Here is a 14,508-nt window from a genome sequence, read left to right as displayed (position 1 = left end):
ATCATGATGGCTAAATCATTCGAGAAAAATAATTTTTAAATATCATCACAGCGCTTTTTCTAGCAGGAGTATTGGGGATAAAGTAGCTTAACCTGCTGGGTTAGGCTATTTCGGAGCTGGTATCAGCGTAACCTGAGCCAATTCATAATGCTGAAGTAGCTTAATGGCTGGGTTAAGCTATTTCAGAGCTGGTATCAGCGCAAGTTGGGGCGATTTATGCTGCTAAAGTAGCTTTACTGGCCAGGTTAAGCTATTTCAGAGCTGGTGGCCGGGCAAGTTGTAACGATTCATGCCACTGAAGTAGCTTTACTTACCGAGTTAAGCTATTTCAGAGCTGGTATCAGCGCAAGTTGGGGCGATTTATGCTGCTAAAGTAGCTTTACTGGCTAGGTTAGGCTATTTCAGAGCTGCTGGCGGGGCAAGTTGTAACGATTCATGCCACTGAAGTAGCTTACTGTCTGGATTAGGCTATTTCGAAGCTGGTATCAGCGTAACCTGAGCCAATTCATAATGCTGAAGTAGCTTTACTTATCGGGTTAGGCTATTTCAGAGGCAATAAAAAAAGACCCAGACTGTTCGACGCCCCCAGATTTAAAGTTAGTCAGATAAGCACAAAAAAGGTTGAGACCTAGATCTCAACCTCAAATGATTTATGAATTTAAATCTAACTATTCAGCTACATATTGACTTTCATCTAAGTCACGCTCTAATTCGGCGACAATGATACCAGTGGAACCAGCTGCTTGCACATTAGTAGCGGTCCGTGCCATATCAGCCACAGCTGAGATTGGGGTCATCAAAATGACCATTTCTGCGGGTAAATCCAGACCCAGGAAGAAGGCAGTAGCCACAATTGTCGCAATACCTGGCACCCCCACTGTACCAATCGAAACCAGCAAGGCCATTAAAATCATGTAGGCGTAGAATGAGAAACTCACTTCTAGCCCTAGGGCATTAATGGTAAAGACAGCAATGGTAACTGGCCAAATCGCGGCACAGCCTGGCATACCAAAGACTGAACCAATGGAAGCTGAGAATGATGCGATCCGCTCTGGTACACCCATTTTAGTTTGGGCTTCCACATTGGCAGAAATAGCGCCGGTTGAACTTTGGGTAGTGAAACCAAGCATGAAGACTGGGAAATAGCGCTTGATAAATGGCCAAGGATTAACCCGCCCCATCACTGCAACCATGGCTGGGGTTGAAATAAATGAATGGAAGAAGGAAGCGATAAATACGGCAATCAAGACTAGCAGTAAATCGCCCACTGAACTTAAATCCATGGATCCTACCTTGTCAGTCAACAAGGCCAAGACGGCATAAGGGGTAAACTTGGTTACAGTTGAAATCACAGAAAACATCACTTCGTTAGCGGCGGTGATGAAGCCGGTAAAAGGCGTAATTTTTTCCTTGTCTTTATACAATAAGACACCTAGGCCAACTAAAATGGCAAAGACGATAATCGGAATTACCCGGTTGTTGGCGGCATCATCAATAATATTTGTTGGGAAAAAGCTGACCATGGTCTCAATAACTGAAGGAACCTCAGCCGCCTCAGTACCAGCTGGAATATTGACTTCCGCGTGCTTACCAACACCTAATAAGGAAGCAACAATAATCGCAATCAGTGATCCTAAAATATTATGGACACCCAAGGTAGTAATAGTTTTGGCCCCAATTGACCGCAGGGTGGCAAAGTCTTCTAAAGAAATCACCGTATGAATGATAGAAACCAAGAGCAGTGGCACAACCAAGGCCTTGAGCAAATTAACATAAATTTGACCAATGGCACCGATATATTCAGTTGTCCCGGGTAGCAATAAACCAAGGGCAGCCCCCAGCACTGTCGCAACTAGGACACGGACTAAAAATGATTGCCCTTTTTTCTGTAAAAAATAAATAAATGCAAAAGCTAATAGCCCCAAGGCTAAAGTTAATATTGGCATATATATCCTCCTTTTTTTAATCATTCACTTACTAATAGAAAGTGAATTACCTAAGGGTTATTTTATATAAGTGTCGGCCATGAGTCAAAAATTTCGACTTTGGCTTTGGCGATCACGGGTGATTGGCTAATCAGGCCCCCAAAAATTAATAGCTAGCTATGGGTCTAGCCCCAACCACTGGTCCTTGCCTGAATGCCAAGTCTCACACCCTTATTCTTTTTGTGTAGTTTTTTCCACATTTTAGCTGAGAGTTTCCCTATGATACCCCTTTCATTTCTTTTAATCTATATAAGAACAAAAGAAATGGGAGGCGTTACGTGTGTTTGAACGTGAAAGCACAGCTATTCTCGATGCGGTAGCTGGAAGTGATAATATCAAGTATTTAGCAATGGGTGATGAGGAGATTACGCTTACCTTGCGTGATTTATCATCCCTTAAGATTGATAACTTGGCAAAAGTTGATGGTATTGAATCCATCACCTTAGATAATGATCAACTCAGCCTAAAGATTCAAAATAATCGCCAAGAGATTTATGAAAAATTAGAAGAATTGATGCAGGCTACCGATGATGTTGAGCAAGTAGAAGAGAAGAAAGAATCCGTTTTTAACAAGGTCGTAGCGGCGATTACCGCTTCGCTCTCACCAGTCGTGCCGATCATGGCTGGGGCTGGACTAGGTAAAGTTATCGTCCTCGTTTTAAACCTCACAGGGGTTTTATCAGAAACAGACTCACTCTATATCTTCCTAAAATTTATTTTTGATACCTCATATTATTTCCTACCCGGCTATGTCGGTTTTTCAGCTGCCAAGGTCTTTGGTGCCAACCGTTACCTAGGTGCCTTTATGGGGCTGATGACCGTCCACCCAACCTGGGTAGGCCTGGTGGAAGCAGGTACCAAGGTTAATTTCTTAGGTTTTAATATTCCCCTAATTGAGTATGATACTACCTTGGTGTCAGCCTTATTAACAGTTTGGATGATGTCCTATATTGAACGTTTCTTCCGCAAGTATATTCCTGATATGATTAAAGTTTTCGGGGTACCTTTGATGACCATGCTGGTAACCGCACCCCTAACCTTTATGGTATTTGGCCCGGTCGGCGACTTTGTTTCTCATATTATTGCTGATGGTAGTGTATGGCTCTATGATAACGTCGGCTTCATCGCCATTCCACTGCTCGCAGCTGCCTATCCTTGGATGGTTTCCATTGGAGTCCACAAATCGCTCAGTCCAATTTCTATTACCCTCGTGGCCGAGCAAGGCTATGACCCAATTATTCGCGTGGTCGCCCTGTGTGCTAACATTTCCCAAGCAGCAGCCGGCTTAGCAGTTGGCCTAAAAGCTAAAAACAAAGAGCTGAAATCATTGGCTTACTCAACAGGATTTACTGCCCTACTGGGTGGGACAACTAGCCCAGTCATGTATGGGGTTAACTTGCCTTTGAAAAAACCGATGTACGCTAGTATGGCGGGTGCCCTAGCCGGTGGTATATTCGCCAGTCTGATGAAGATGAAGGCCTTTATTTATGTCACTCCGGCCCTATTAAGTTTACCAATGTGGGTTTCTAAGGAAGAGTCCTACCTACTTGAAGCGATTATTACCATCTTAATCGTTACCGTTGTAACCATCGCGGTACAATTTATTTTAGGATTTGATGAATCTGACTACAAAGTGAAGGATTAATTAATCTAGCCTACCAACCTAAAGAAGCTAACAAAAAAGTTAGCTTCTTTTTAATATTTGATCTAAGATATACAATATGATACTGATTGGAGGGACTGCCCATGCAATCATACCGTGAAGAATTACAGCAACATTTAGTCAAACTCGTAACCCTTAGTGTCACAATTGTCGCCAGCATCATCTTCCTGTGCGTGATGACCTATTTCTATATCGATAAAAATACCCAGTTAAAAACTGATACCTCCGACTTAGCCACTACCTATCAGGATCGCGTTAGCGCTGGTCATCAATTACTAGCGGATATGTTAGCCATTGATGCTGATCTTGACCGCAATATTTACTACCAATTTTATACCAGCCAAGCCCGCCATAACCTAGACGGCAATTTTATTTTAATGGATGCTCAGGGCAAGCAACTTTTTTCCAATGCTGACCAGTCCCTAGCCGACACCTATCGGCAACTACTGGTCACCTACCCCCAACAATCAGGCAGCCTGACTTACTATGATACCCGGGGCAAGTGCTACCAGCTGCTTTTCCAAAAAAATCACCAAGAGATTGCTGCTTACTTGATGCCCGCAGAAAATATCTTTGCAAAGACTAACCTAGAAGCCAGCTCTTTTGCCCTCCAAGACCAATACGGTCACTTTCTCACACAATCACCTGCCTTTCCTGATAGCCAATCAAATTGCAAGCAGAAATTTTATCTTAAAGGCAAGCAAGTCTACCTGCTTAACCACGCCCCCTTGCCAGGTGATATGGTCCTACTAACAGCTACTTTATTTATGCCAGCGATGCTATTATTTGTACTCGCTCTCGCAGGTCTCCTAGCTTTGATTTTAGCCCTTACCTCAGTCGCCGCTTATGTCGCCGGCAAGATGGCGGCTTACAGTAGTCAATCAGTAGACCAGTTGGTCGCGGAAACCAGGGCAATTACTGATGGGAGTCAGCAAGCAATCACAGGCCAATATGAGCAAGAATTTTCCTACTTGAGTCAAGCCATGAATGACATGCTCGCAAAAATAAAACAACTTAATGAAGACCAATTGACCCTTGAAATTGACAAGTTAAATTATGAAAGAAAAATGCTGGAGGCTCAGTTTAATCCCCACTTTCTCTATAACACCTTGGAAACCATCAGGATTACCAGCCAATTTGATTCACAAGTCTGCAATCAATTAATCAAGTCCTTGACTAAAATTTTACGCTATGGTTTGGATGCTGATATGGATAACGCTAGCCTGGGAGAAGATTTAGATATTATCGACCACTTTCTCCAAGTGAATCAAACCCGCTTTCCTAACTTTTCATATGACATCAAGTATCCAGCCAAGCTAGCAGACATTCCCGTCCCGCGGTTATTCCTGCTTTCGGCCATCGAGAATGCCATTAAATATGGCCGTAACTTTAGACCCGACCTGCAGATAAAAGTCCTTGTTAGGGAACATTCTCCAGGCATTGATTTTTGCATTTGGGATAATGGGCCAGGCTTCAGCCACCAAGCACAAGTGGACCTGGCAGAAAATTTAAAAGCTAATACCGGCCAAGATGGCCTCATGAACAGTATCAAACGCTTAAGATACCTCTATCCAGAAGCAGAACTGCATTTAGAACCGAGCGAAACAGGTAGCTTAATCATCTATCGTATAGGGAGAAGGTAAATATGAAACGTTTAGTAATTATCGAAGATGAAGAATGGATCCGTAAATGGTTGGTATACGGCGTAGATTATAGCCAAGTCGGCGCCCTGGTTGTGGGGGAGGCTTCTGATGGGGCAGAAGGTCTAGCCCTCATTGAAGAAAGCCAGCCTGATATTGTTTTAACCGATATCACCATGCCAATCATGTCTGCCTTTGACATGTTCCAGGCGACTGACCTAGACTTTCAAAAAATTATTATATCCGGCTACAGTGATTTCGAAAATGCTAAAAAAGCCATCCAGTTTGGTGTGGTCAACTTTGTCACCAAACCGATTAATGAGGAAGAACTTTTGGCCAGTGTGGCTGAGGCAGTCAAACGGGCTAGTGACGAAGATAGAGACCAACAAGCCCACTCAGAATTGTTGGCTGGCCTTTTGATCAAAGAAGACGAAATCATTAAAGATTTACTAGCCTATATCCACGACCACTACAATGAAAAACTAACCATGGCCATCTGGCAAAAACGCTTGGTTACAGTGAGTCTTGCCTCTATCGCAAGGTCAAGGAAACGCTCAAGGTAACCATCAGTGAATATATCCAGCGATACCGTATCTCACTTGCTAGCCAAGCCTTGGCACATCATGAGGATGTCCGAATTAGCGAGTTAGCCCACCAACTAGGATTTTCCGACTATAATTACTTTGACCAAGTCTTTAAAAAATATATCAATATGACGCCAACCGATTATCGTAAGAAAGTATGGGCAAAGCATGACAAAACATAGAAAAAGATGGTTAAGTGGGGCCGGCCTAGTAGTAGGCTTACTGGCCTGTCTATTCCTAATTTCTCGAGATAAAACCAAACCGCAACAAGCAGACCAAATCGATAGCCTGGTGATTTATTCTCCCAATTCCGCTAGTCTCTTGGCTACTATCATTCCCGCCTTCGAACAGACTTACCACATTAAAGTGGAATTGGTCCAGGATGCGACCGGTAAATTGTTTTCACAATTGCAGAACAATGAGGCAGGAAAACATGCTGACATCATGTTTGGCGGATCATCACTCTGGTATGAATCCCATCCGGACCTATTCGTCCCCTATCAGAGTCCTCAAAGCCAAGCTATTGATCCCATTTACTTATCACCCAAACATACCTATACACCCTACAGTATCGAGGGCAGTGTGTTGCTAGTCAACAAGCAGCTCAGCCAAGGCTTGCAGATTCACTCCTATGATGACCTACTTCAAGACAACCTGACCGGCAAGATTGGCATTGCCGATCCGCAGCTGGCCTCGGCAGCCTTCTCCCAATTGGTCAATATTCTACTGGCCAAGGGCGGCTACCAAGACCCGCAGGCCTGGGCTTACCTCGAACAGTTATTTACGGACCAAGCACCTAAAATATACCCGGAAACTTCAGAGGTCAACCAGGCCCTAAAACAGGGCCGGCTAGCTGTCGGACTAACAACAGAGGCCGTGGCCTACCAGTTGATTGCTGAAGGGGCCCCCTTAAATATGGTCTACCCTGACGAAGGCACCCTCTACTTGTCGTCAGCAGCAGCCATTGTCAAAGGGACAGACAAGGAAGAGCTGGCGCAAAAATTCATTGACTATTTACTGTCCCCTGCGGTCCAAAAAAGTCTAGCTACCAGTCTTTACCAGCGTCCCATTCTCAGTCAATATAACGACGCCTCGCATTTAAAAGATATGAGTGAAATTTATCACTTAAATGACGAAGCCGAAGACATCCTAAGCTACCAGGATGATATCCGGCAGAGGTTTAGTCGGATGATGGAGAAGCATAGTAATTGAGAGTAGCCTTGCGCATGATACAGATTTTTATCTAGCCCATAGCATACTAAATAGCCCGCAAGCAGATTTGCTTACGGGCTATTTTGCTTATAGTGATTCATGGAAACTTGTCACCAAGCACTTTTTAAGTTACATTGAAAGTATGACAGGCGCCTAACAGCTAGCAGACATTAAGGTTTTAGATAGCTATTAATGGCGCACTTCCTATGACTAGACTTATTAAAATTGAGAGAGGTCAAAGCATGATTATTGACATTAAAAAAATTGAAGCCTTATTAGCGAGCGATTTAACTGGTTACAAAATTGAGAAAATAACGGACGGCGTAATTAAGCATCAAATGTATGATCGTTATCGCAAGGGGGAGTCAACTATTGACCGTATGCCCCTACAAACAGCCGTCGCGCTAATGAAAATTATAAATGAAAATAGTTAGGATAAGAAACTACTCTTAAGGAGATACGGCATGAAATTCGGATACCGCAAACCAAACTTAAAGAAACGCCTCAAAGCCAGAACCACTGGAAAAATGAAAAGACAGGTAAAAAGGGCGATTAATCCATATTACGGTAAAAAAGGCAGCGGCTGGGGCAGATCGCCTAAAAGAGCAGCCTATAATAAGGTCTATAACAAAACAACAACAGGTTGTCTAATCCCCTTAATGCTGATAGCCGGCTGCTTACTAGCGATTTTAATAGGTTAATAAGTACCCCGCTTATAAGGTCTTATGCAAAACTCGCATTACTCTGCCTTTAAAATCAGTTGCTCGACCAATCGCTGTAAAATTATTTTGCTCGTAAAGGCCGATATGTTGGGTGACGATATAAATTTCTTGGTAACCAAAGGCCTGGGCGACCGCCTCAGCCCAAGTGACAATTTTTAAACTCAGTCCCCTGCCCCTGTATTCAGGATTGACATAAATAGCTGAGATAAAAGGCCCTAGTGTCATTTCAGGCACAATATCCTTTTGCAAGACAGCCCCACAGCCCACCAATTGATCATTCTCTGTTAAGACAAGAATGGCTTCATTGGCTAGTAAAGCTTTGTGGGCTAATTTTTTTGCCAACATCTGCCCACCGCCCCAGGTAATTTGACCCAATAAGCTAGCATAATGGTCCTGGATACTTTTTGGGCTTGTGGCTTCAATTTTAGTTTGCTTGATCATTGGTTGGGGCCTTTCTATTGAAAAGTAAAGTTTAAAATACTTTTTCATGACCTATATTGGTTTGACCAGTTACTTGATGAGCATTAGCTTAAACCAAAGGTAATAACATCAATGGCTGCTTAAAATATTACTTGTGAAATTAGATAATATGGAAGAATTATATTGATTGTGTTTAATACTAACCATATATACACCCGCCCTAGCGAAAAAAACACATCCCGGCTGGAATAACGGCCTTAATGGAATCGCCCCCGCGTGTGCGGGAAGAAGGACAGATCAATCATATCAAATGCCTATATCAATAAATAGCTAATATAGGTTTTTTCAAATGAATGAAGCTAAAAAATATACGCTTAATACTTCTAGTAATTTTACTAATAACGAACATTTTTTGGATGATAAATAATAAGTGAGAGACACCATAGAAAAGCTATTAAATACTGGTTCATCCGCTTATAAATTTTAAAAGAAGCAGGTGCACCATATATGGCTATCATGATTTAATAGACAGCAGAATCATTGTCGATAATACTAAATTCATTACAAAATAAAAATTATATATTTATCCAACAGAAGGTAGTGAGCATTAACTTGCTCCTTTTTAGTAGAACTAGTTATTAATTTGGCTTAAAATTTTTATATACAGTATATAGACTATGATCGTCAGAAGTATCGTAAAACTTCTTAAATCCTTGATGAGAATAAAACTTTTCAAATGTTTCTTTTCGACATTCTAATATTAATATGCGACCACCTGTAATTTGCTGAGCTCGTCTTAAGTCTGAATAGCATTCATTAAGAATTACCACACCTGGCAAATCATCGTGCGAATAATTATCATTTCTACCAATTTGTCCTATTAATAAAGCAGGCGCATTTTTTAAGCTATTCCTATTTGGAATATTACCTAATAGCTTTTTCTTTTGATTAGCACTCAATGCTTCAATATTTACAGTTGTAATCGCTATGGTATAAAAACCGGCAATAACAAAATTACCTTTATCCAATTCATATTTATCTACAATCAAAAACGTTCTTCCTATTGCCGAATTATCATATGTGATTGCTTTCGAACTCAAAAAGGTTTCCATATCTACTTCTCTCCTACACTTAAAAGAGGACATGGAAACCTTTAATTTTTCTACATCTATATCTGCTTTGTCAGCGGATAACAAGTCAGATAAGGGATAAACTTCATATTCAATCACTTAGGTTAATGCTTTCCTTAGTAAATCTTTTCTATCTAATACACTTGTACGCTTAGACTTAAACTGGGTATCGATAGATTTTTTAGGACGGGTGGTCATTATTTTAACAAAAGATTCACTTTTTTGTCCGCTCACTTTAAAATTTTTAGTAAAACTTGTTGTAGCCATAACATTACCTCCTTTACATACACCAATAGGCTGTATACTACCTAAATAGTACAATCTGTGATTAATTTTGTCAACTTTTATAAATACCTCTAAGCAATTGCCCATTCTTTGATTAGTACTAATTAGTAAGAATCACGTCCGCGTGTGCGAGAAGAAGTTCTTTTAATAAAAAAATTAAATTTAGCGACAGGATCACCCCCGCGTATGCGGGAAGAAGCCTGATTCGACCGTTACGTCCATGCGTAATTAGGGATTACCCCCGCGTATGCGGGAAGAAGAATGATGAAGGTATCAAAGAACTTGGAAAATCGGGATCACCCCCCGCGTATGCGGGAAGAAGTTTGCTCTCTCGGCTACTTCTTTTTGCGTTAAGGGATCACCCCCGCGTATGCGGGAAGAAGGTCTATGATGATAGTTACCGAGATAACTCACTGGGATCACCCCCGCGTATGCGGGAAGAAGTTACTTTTGGCAAATTTAAAGGCAAACATGCTAGGATCACCCCCGCGTATGCGGGAAGAAGATGGTATGATGGGTAATGAAGACCCTGCTAAAGGATCACCCCCGCGTATGCGGGAAGAAGTTTTAGGAGGTACGTATGCAAAGCGAAGTTAAGGGATCACCCCCGCGTATGCGGGAAGAAGAAATGGTTACTAGTGGTTTTTTCAAAGAGCAGAGGATCACCCCCGCGTATGCGGGAAGAAGCGGACTTTAATTTTCATTGTCAGCTTCCTCCTGGGATCACCCCCGCGTATGCGGGAAGAAGGCATACGTTCCAGGTACTCAGTCATGGCTATAGGGATCACCCCCGCGTATGCGGGAAGAAGACTTCCTCAGTCACTGCGACTGGGGCTTGATTAGGATCACCCCCGCGTATGCGGGAAGAAGCCTAGCTTGCCTGCTGATTGGATTGCTACCCCGGGATCACCCCCGCGTATGCGGGAAGAAGCTGATTGATGCCATGATTTGATTAGGGTTATCGGGATCACCCCCGCGTATGCGGGAAGAAGTATTTTAGAAGAGGTCAAAGAATTATGTAGAGAGGATCACCCCCGCGTATGCGGGAAGAAGTTGAGAATGCACCGGTATTAGATACCGACCTAAGGATCACCCCCGCGTATGCGGGAAGAAGTCAGAGAAATCATTGACGGCGTGTGGAATGGCAGGATCACCCCCGCGTATGCGGGAAGAAGTTTTTTCGGCGTCAGGGTGCTGTCTGTCTATCGGGATCACCCCCGCGTATGCGGGAAGAAGTCAGAGAAATCATTGACGGCGTGTGGAATGGCAGGATCACCCCCGCGTATGCGGGAAGAAGAATATTAGATATATTGAGCGTGCTACCCTCGTAGAATCACCCCCGCGTATGCGGGAAGAAGGTACTCTTTAAGTTGGCCGTGACGTTTTCTCAGGGATCACCCCCGCGTATGCGGGAAGAAGACTTTTTCTATAGCAATCCCGCTGATAAGCTCAGGATCACCCCCGCGTATGCGGGAAGAAGATCAGCTGGCAGACTGTCTATGCTAGAGCCCAGGGATCACCCCCGCGTATGCGGGAAGAAGATAGCGGATGTAAAAAAAGGCGAAACTTATACAGGATCACCCCCGCGTATGCGGGAAGAAGAACTATGCAAAGCACAAGGGCTTAATCCCTTTGGGATCACCCCCGCGTATGCGGGAAGAAGACTAAAAGATCCCATCCAAATCAAGCTTCTCAATATTCAAATGATCAAATTTATTTAGTTTGCTCATTAGTTTGAGATACAAGACTACATCCTCCTGGGCCCGGTGTACAACCTCATCCATGATATCATAACTCTTAAGTACAGTAGGTAATTTATAGTTATTTAAAAACATATTATCTTTTTTAACAATCTTCATTAAATCCTGCGTTTTATTATTAAACACTGGCTGTTGGCTAGCATTTAAATAGGCATTGATAAATTTAAGATCAAAATTGATGTTATAGCCGACTAAAACTGTATTTTCTATGAATAGTTTAAAATCTTGAATAGCGCTAGCAATACTGACCCCTTCATCAGACAGTATCTGGTTAGTTATACCTGTTAAATCTGTTATAGCAGCTGGTATTTGCTTGTCAACATTGACCAGCCTATGAAAAGGCTCGATACTAGCCTCATGAATTTTAACTGCAGCAATTTCGATAATTTGATCTCGCTTTTCGTTTAAACCAGTTGTTTCAATATCAAAGATAACTAGCGGTTTAGTAGTAGCTTGTTTTCTTTGACCCAAACGCGCTTGATGATTTTTAGCAGCAACACTAAATCCTTTTTTAGGCCTCTTCGGCTCAGCCTTTGCCTCAATTGGGATTTGGACTAGAGGAATACCGTCATAATCAACGACTTGCCTATTGGTATTATGAGTAGCAAATTGGTAGCCGATTTCATTCCGATATGAATAAGACATGGTAGCTTCGCCATTTCCAACACTTTCAATTACCCTATTCCAAATCTGCTCTCTGATTCTACTATTAAAATTACCCACATAGACGCCAGTAGCAATCTCCTGCATCCACTTTGATAAGTCACCACGCAACGAGGCTGGCGCATTTTTCATGGTAATTACTGTTAAAGGCATAAGGAATCATTCCTCTTCCGGATAATAATTTACACCGTAGTCAACTAGGTCTTCCTTATTATCCCATAATGATAAAGAATCAATAGAAAAATCAATATCTTCAATTTGTAGTAAATTTTGCAAGTCTTTGACAATCTGTTTCATCAATTTCCCATCGACAAAGGCGTCCCGCATCATTAATCTGGTCAGCCTCGGTATATCATCATCTTCGGTATATTCACCCGCAATTTTAAAAGCTGTGGGAATTGTATAATCTGCCTTATAGAGGTCTGCGATATCGTAAACAAAGGATTTATCATGACCGGTATGGACAAAACCGAGGCCCGGAGACAATCCTAGAGCTAATACGACTGAATGCACTAGGCCGTATAAAGAAACATTAGCCACAGACAAGGCTTGATTTACCACACTACCACTGGAGAAATCTTCCGGATTATAGTCGCGTTTGGTCCATTCAACCTGGTGTTTTTGCGCATAATTTCGGTAAACTTTTCTAACCCGTGCTCCTTCTCGTCCCCTTAATTGTTGCATAGTTAGCTTGCTAACATCTTCCCCAGGAAAGCGCATCTGGTACATATGTCTAGCTACCTGGAGGCGACTCCTCGTATTACTTACCAACTTAGCTTGTTGTTCTAAGAGGCGAGTAGAATGGGCTAAGGGCCTGCCATTAGCATAAAAACGGACACCACGTTCGCCTACCCAAATGATTGTCGTCCCAGTATCTCCAATTAGCTCTATGGCCCGGTGCGTGATATCTGTGCCTGGTCCTAATAATAAAGCACCAATAATAGCGCAAGGAATTTTAACTAAGCCCTTGCTGTCTCTAATAGTAATCGCTGAATCTTGGCGGTTTATCTTGGCATGTTCAATATAGATAAAGCTAACCCGGTCTCCTATTCTAGGGAGTTCGGGTAGCTCAGTTTTCTTCGCACCAAATTTATCAGACATATTACTGCTCCACAGGAATCACAGTTAATAACCCAAAACCATAAGCTTTCTTTTTTCCAAATCCTTGTGTCAAGCTTGTTTTAAACTGGTCAAGGTCTGAGATTGTTAATAAGCCTTCATAAGTCACCTTAGTCAACCGCAAATCTCTTTGCCCAGTTTTTTTGAATAGCACAAAGCCAGAATCTTTGATATAAAATTCGTTTTCGCTTAAGTGAAAACCATTTTTTTCTGCCCGGGCTTTCAAAAAATTCATTTGGTGGTCGACCGTCACATGCGGCATGACACGCCCTCTTTGACCACTGGCAGCTCTGGATTTGGAAATAACTGGATTTAAGGTGACACGAAAACGTAGTTTTTGGCCATCATATAATTGGTCTAAAAATTGATCATAAACCTTAGTCTCAGCCGATCCTGGCACACCATAGCGCTCAAGTAGGGCTAGGTCTGGTTGCTGTTCGCTTACCACTAGTAAATAATCTTGTCCAGCAACATGATCAATTCGCCATAATTTTCGGGACCTAACCCCTGCAGCCATTTCATCGGGAAAGGCTTGTTCTACCCAGTTATGGTAGGCGCCGACATGGGTTAAGTCTCGTATTTTTTGTCGATTATTTGTGTCAATTTTTACTCTCGATAAATACATACTAACCTCCTAAGGCTGAAAAGGCATCATGGTCTGGTCTTTCATCTGCAGCAGGCAAAATAATTTCGAATCGTGTTTCATACCTAAAACTAAAAGAACGATTTTTTTGACTGAATGATTCGACTCCGTCCTTACGCAGGTTTTTTTGCCCTTGGTCAACTAAATGGCTATCAGCATAAGCCGTTAATTTTTTTACCGGGGTTTTATGATACCAGGAGGCCGCTTGCCATGGACAGTCTTTTAGACAAGAAATGGCATCGCCGTCATAAACCCCCATAATAAAATCTGCTGGTAAAGGTAGCGCTCTTCTTCCCATATAAGCTTGATAATAAGGTTGTTTTAGGGCTGTTAAAATTTTATCTACTAGGTCCTCTGTTTGGCTAATAGCCACAACAAAGACAGCATCTTCTAGATAATAGCGGTTGGTGACATAGGTTCTGTCCAAGTCACCCGTTTTTTTATATTTTTTGGCTGTGTGATAGTCCCTGATTAGATTACCCGGTTGGTCAATGCGGACAGCAAAATCGATGTCATTTAAGGCTTTGATATCTGAACTATCACGCTTAAGTCCCATACTAGCTGCGATTAAGCCAATTACGCCACTCTTTGAAGGATAACAATCTGTATGTCGTGTTTCAAAATTTGACCGGGTCCCCCAAGATTGCAGGGGACCGGCAAATTTCAGGAGTATCGTCTTCAC

Annotated in this window: 14 protein-coding genes, 1 pseudogene and 1 CRISPR repeat array; of the genes and pseudogenes, 7 read left to right on the top strand and 8 right to left on the bottom strand. The window is 42.3% G+C overall.

Features of this window, described 5'->3' with window-relative positions:
• Positions 1 to 668: 668 nt before the first annotated feature.
• Positions 669 to 1,946 (bottom strand): dicarboxylate/amino acid:cation symporter, encoded by a 1,278-nt coding sequence (locus AWM75_RS08370; RefSeq protein ID WP_067980761.1) that lies wholly within the window; start codon positions 1,944 to 1,946, stop codon positions 669 to 671.
• 388 nt (positions 1,947 to 2,334) lie between these two features.
• Here AWM75_RS08370 and AWM75_RS08365 point away from each other — a divergent pair.
• From AWM75_RS08365 to AWM75_RS08340, 7 genes and pseudogenes are all read left to right on the top strand, one after another.
• Positions 2,335 to 3,606, top strand: a pseudogene (locus AWM75_RS08365) (PTS sugar transporter subunit IIC); the annotation flags it as partial.
• Between the two features lie 125 nt (positions 3,607 to 3,731).
• A complete protein-coding gene (locus AWM75_RS08360) occupies positions 3,732 to 5,291 on the top strand; it encodes a sensor histidine kinase (protein WP_067980757.1) in 1,560 nt (519 codons plus the stop codon).
• Between the two features lie 2 nt (positions 5,292 to 5,293).
• The gene (locus tag AWM75_RS08355; RefSeq protein ID WP_067980755.1) at positions 5,294 to 5,851 is read left to right on the top strand and encodes a response regulator; all 558 of its coding nucleotides are present in this window, start codon (positions 5,294 to 5,296) and stop codon (positions 5,849 to 5,851) included.
• Complete coding sequence (locus AWM75_RS08670; RefSeq protein ID WP_082702110.1) at positions 5,785 to 6,054, top strand: helix-turn-helix domain-containing protein; 270 nt, start codon at positions 5,785 to 5,787, stop codon at positions 6,052 to 6,054. Before AWM75_RS08355 ends, AWM75_RS08670 begins: the two co-directional genes overlap by 67 nt.
• Positions 6,041 to 7,084: an extracellular solute-binding protein gene (locus tag AWM75_RS08350; protein ID WP_067980752.1), complete on the top strand. Its 1,044-nt coding sequence runs from the start codon at positions 6,041 to 6,043 to the stop codon at positions 7,082 to 7,084. The genes AWM75_RS08670 and AWM75_RS08350 overlap by 14 nt, the downstream gene beginning before the upstream one ends.
• A 242-nt stretch (positions 7,085 to 7,326) precedes the next feature.
• Positions 7,327 to 7,518, top strand: a complete 192-nt coding sequence (locus AWM75_RS08345; RefSeq protein ID WP_067980750.1) for a hypothetical protein — start codon at positions 7,327 to 7,329, stop codon at positions 7,516 to 7,518.
• Between the two features lie 30 nt (positions 7,519 to 7,548).
• Entirely contained in the window at positions 7,549 to 7,785 is a 237-nt protein-coding gene (locus AWM75_RS08340; RefSeq protein WP_067980748.1) for a hypothetical protein, read from the top strand.
• A gap of 12 nt (positions 7,786 to 7,797) precedes the next feature.
• Here AWM75_RS08340 and AWM75_RS08335 read toward each other — a convergent pair whose 3' ends face one another.
• The 7 genes from AWM75_RS08335 to cas5e all read right to left on the bottom strand — a co-directional run bounded on the left by AWM75_RS08335 (position 7,798) and on the right by cas5e (position 14,508).
• Positions 7,798 to 8,247, bottom strand: a complete 450-nt coding sequence (locus tag AWM75_RS08335) for a GNAT family N-acetyltransferase (protein WP_067980746.1) — start codon at positions 8,245 to 8,247, stop codon at positions 7,798 to 7,800.
• A gap of 617 nt (positions 8,248 to 8,864) precedes the next feature.
• Positions 8,865 to 9,455 carry a hypothetical protein gene (locus AWM75_RS08330; protein ID WP_067980744.1) on the bottom strand — a complete coding sequence of 197 codons (591 nt, stop codon included), beginning with the start codon at positions 9,453 to 9,455 and terminating at the stop codon, positions 8,865 to 8,867.
• Positions 9,456 to 9,623 carry a hypothetical protein gene (locus AWM75_RS08775; RefSeq protein ID WP_158320196.1) on the bottom strand — a complete coding sequence of 56 codons (168 nt, stop codon included), beginning with the start codon at positions 9,621 to 9,623 and terminating at the stop codon, positions 9,456 to 9,458.
• A 129-nt stretch (positions 9,624 to 9,752) separates the two neighbouring features.
• Positions 9,753 to 11,304: direct repeats of the CRISPR family, unit length 28 nt; unit sequence GGATCACCCCCGCGTATGCGGGAAGAAG.
• A 1-nt stretch (position 11,305) separates the two neighbouring features.
• Positions 11,306 to 12,217, bottom strand: a complete 912-nt coding sequence (gene cas2e / locus AWM75_RS08325; protein ID WP_067980742.1) for a type I-E CRISPR-associated endoribonuclease Cas2e — start codon at positions 12,215 to 12,217, stop codon at positions 11,306 to 11,308.
• 6 nt (positions 12,218 to 12,223) lie between these two features.
• Positions 12,224 to 13,165, bottom strand: coding sequence for a type I-E CRISPR-associated endonuclease Cas1e (gene cas1e, locus AWM75_RS08320; RefSeq protein ID WP_067980739.1), 942 nt, complete (start codon positions 13,163 to 13,165; stop codon positions 12,224 to 12,226).
• A gap of 1 nt (position 13,166) precedes the next feature.
• The gene (cas6e, locus tag AWM75_RS08315; protein WP_067980737.1) at positions 13,167 to 13,808 is read right to left on the bottom strand and encodes a type I-E CRISPR-associated protein Cas6/Cse3/CasE; all 642 of its coding nucleotides are present in this window, start codon (positions 13,806 to 13,808) and stop codon (positions 13,167 to 13,169) included.
• Between the two features lies 1 nt (position 13,809).
• Complete coding sequence (gene cas5e / locus AWM75_RS08310; protein ID WP_067980941.1) at positions 13,810 to 14,508, bottom strand: type I-E CRISPR-associated protein Cas5/CasD; 699 nt, start codon at positions 14,506 to 14,508, stop codon at positions 13,810 to 13,812.

Source organism: Aerococcus urinaehominis, from assembly GCF_001543245.1.
GTDB classification, from domain to species: domain Bacteria; phylum Bacillota; class Bacilli; order Lactobacillales; family Aerococcaceae; genus Aerococcus; species Aerococcus urinaehominis.
The sequence above is the reverse complement of the archived record's forward strand: the minus strand, read 5'-3'. Positions and strand labels throughout refer to the sequence as shown.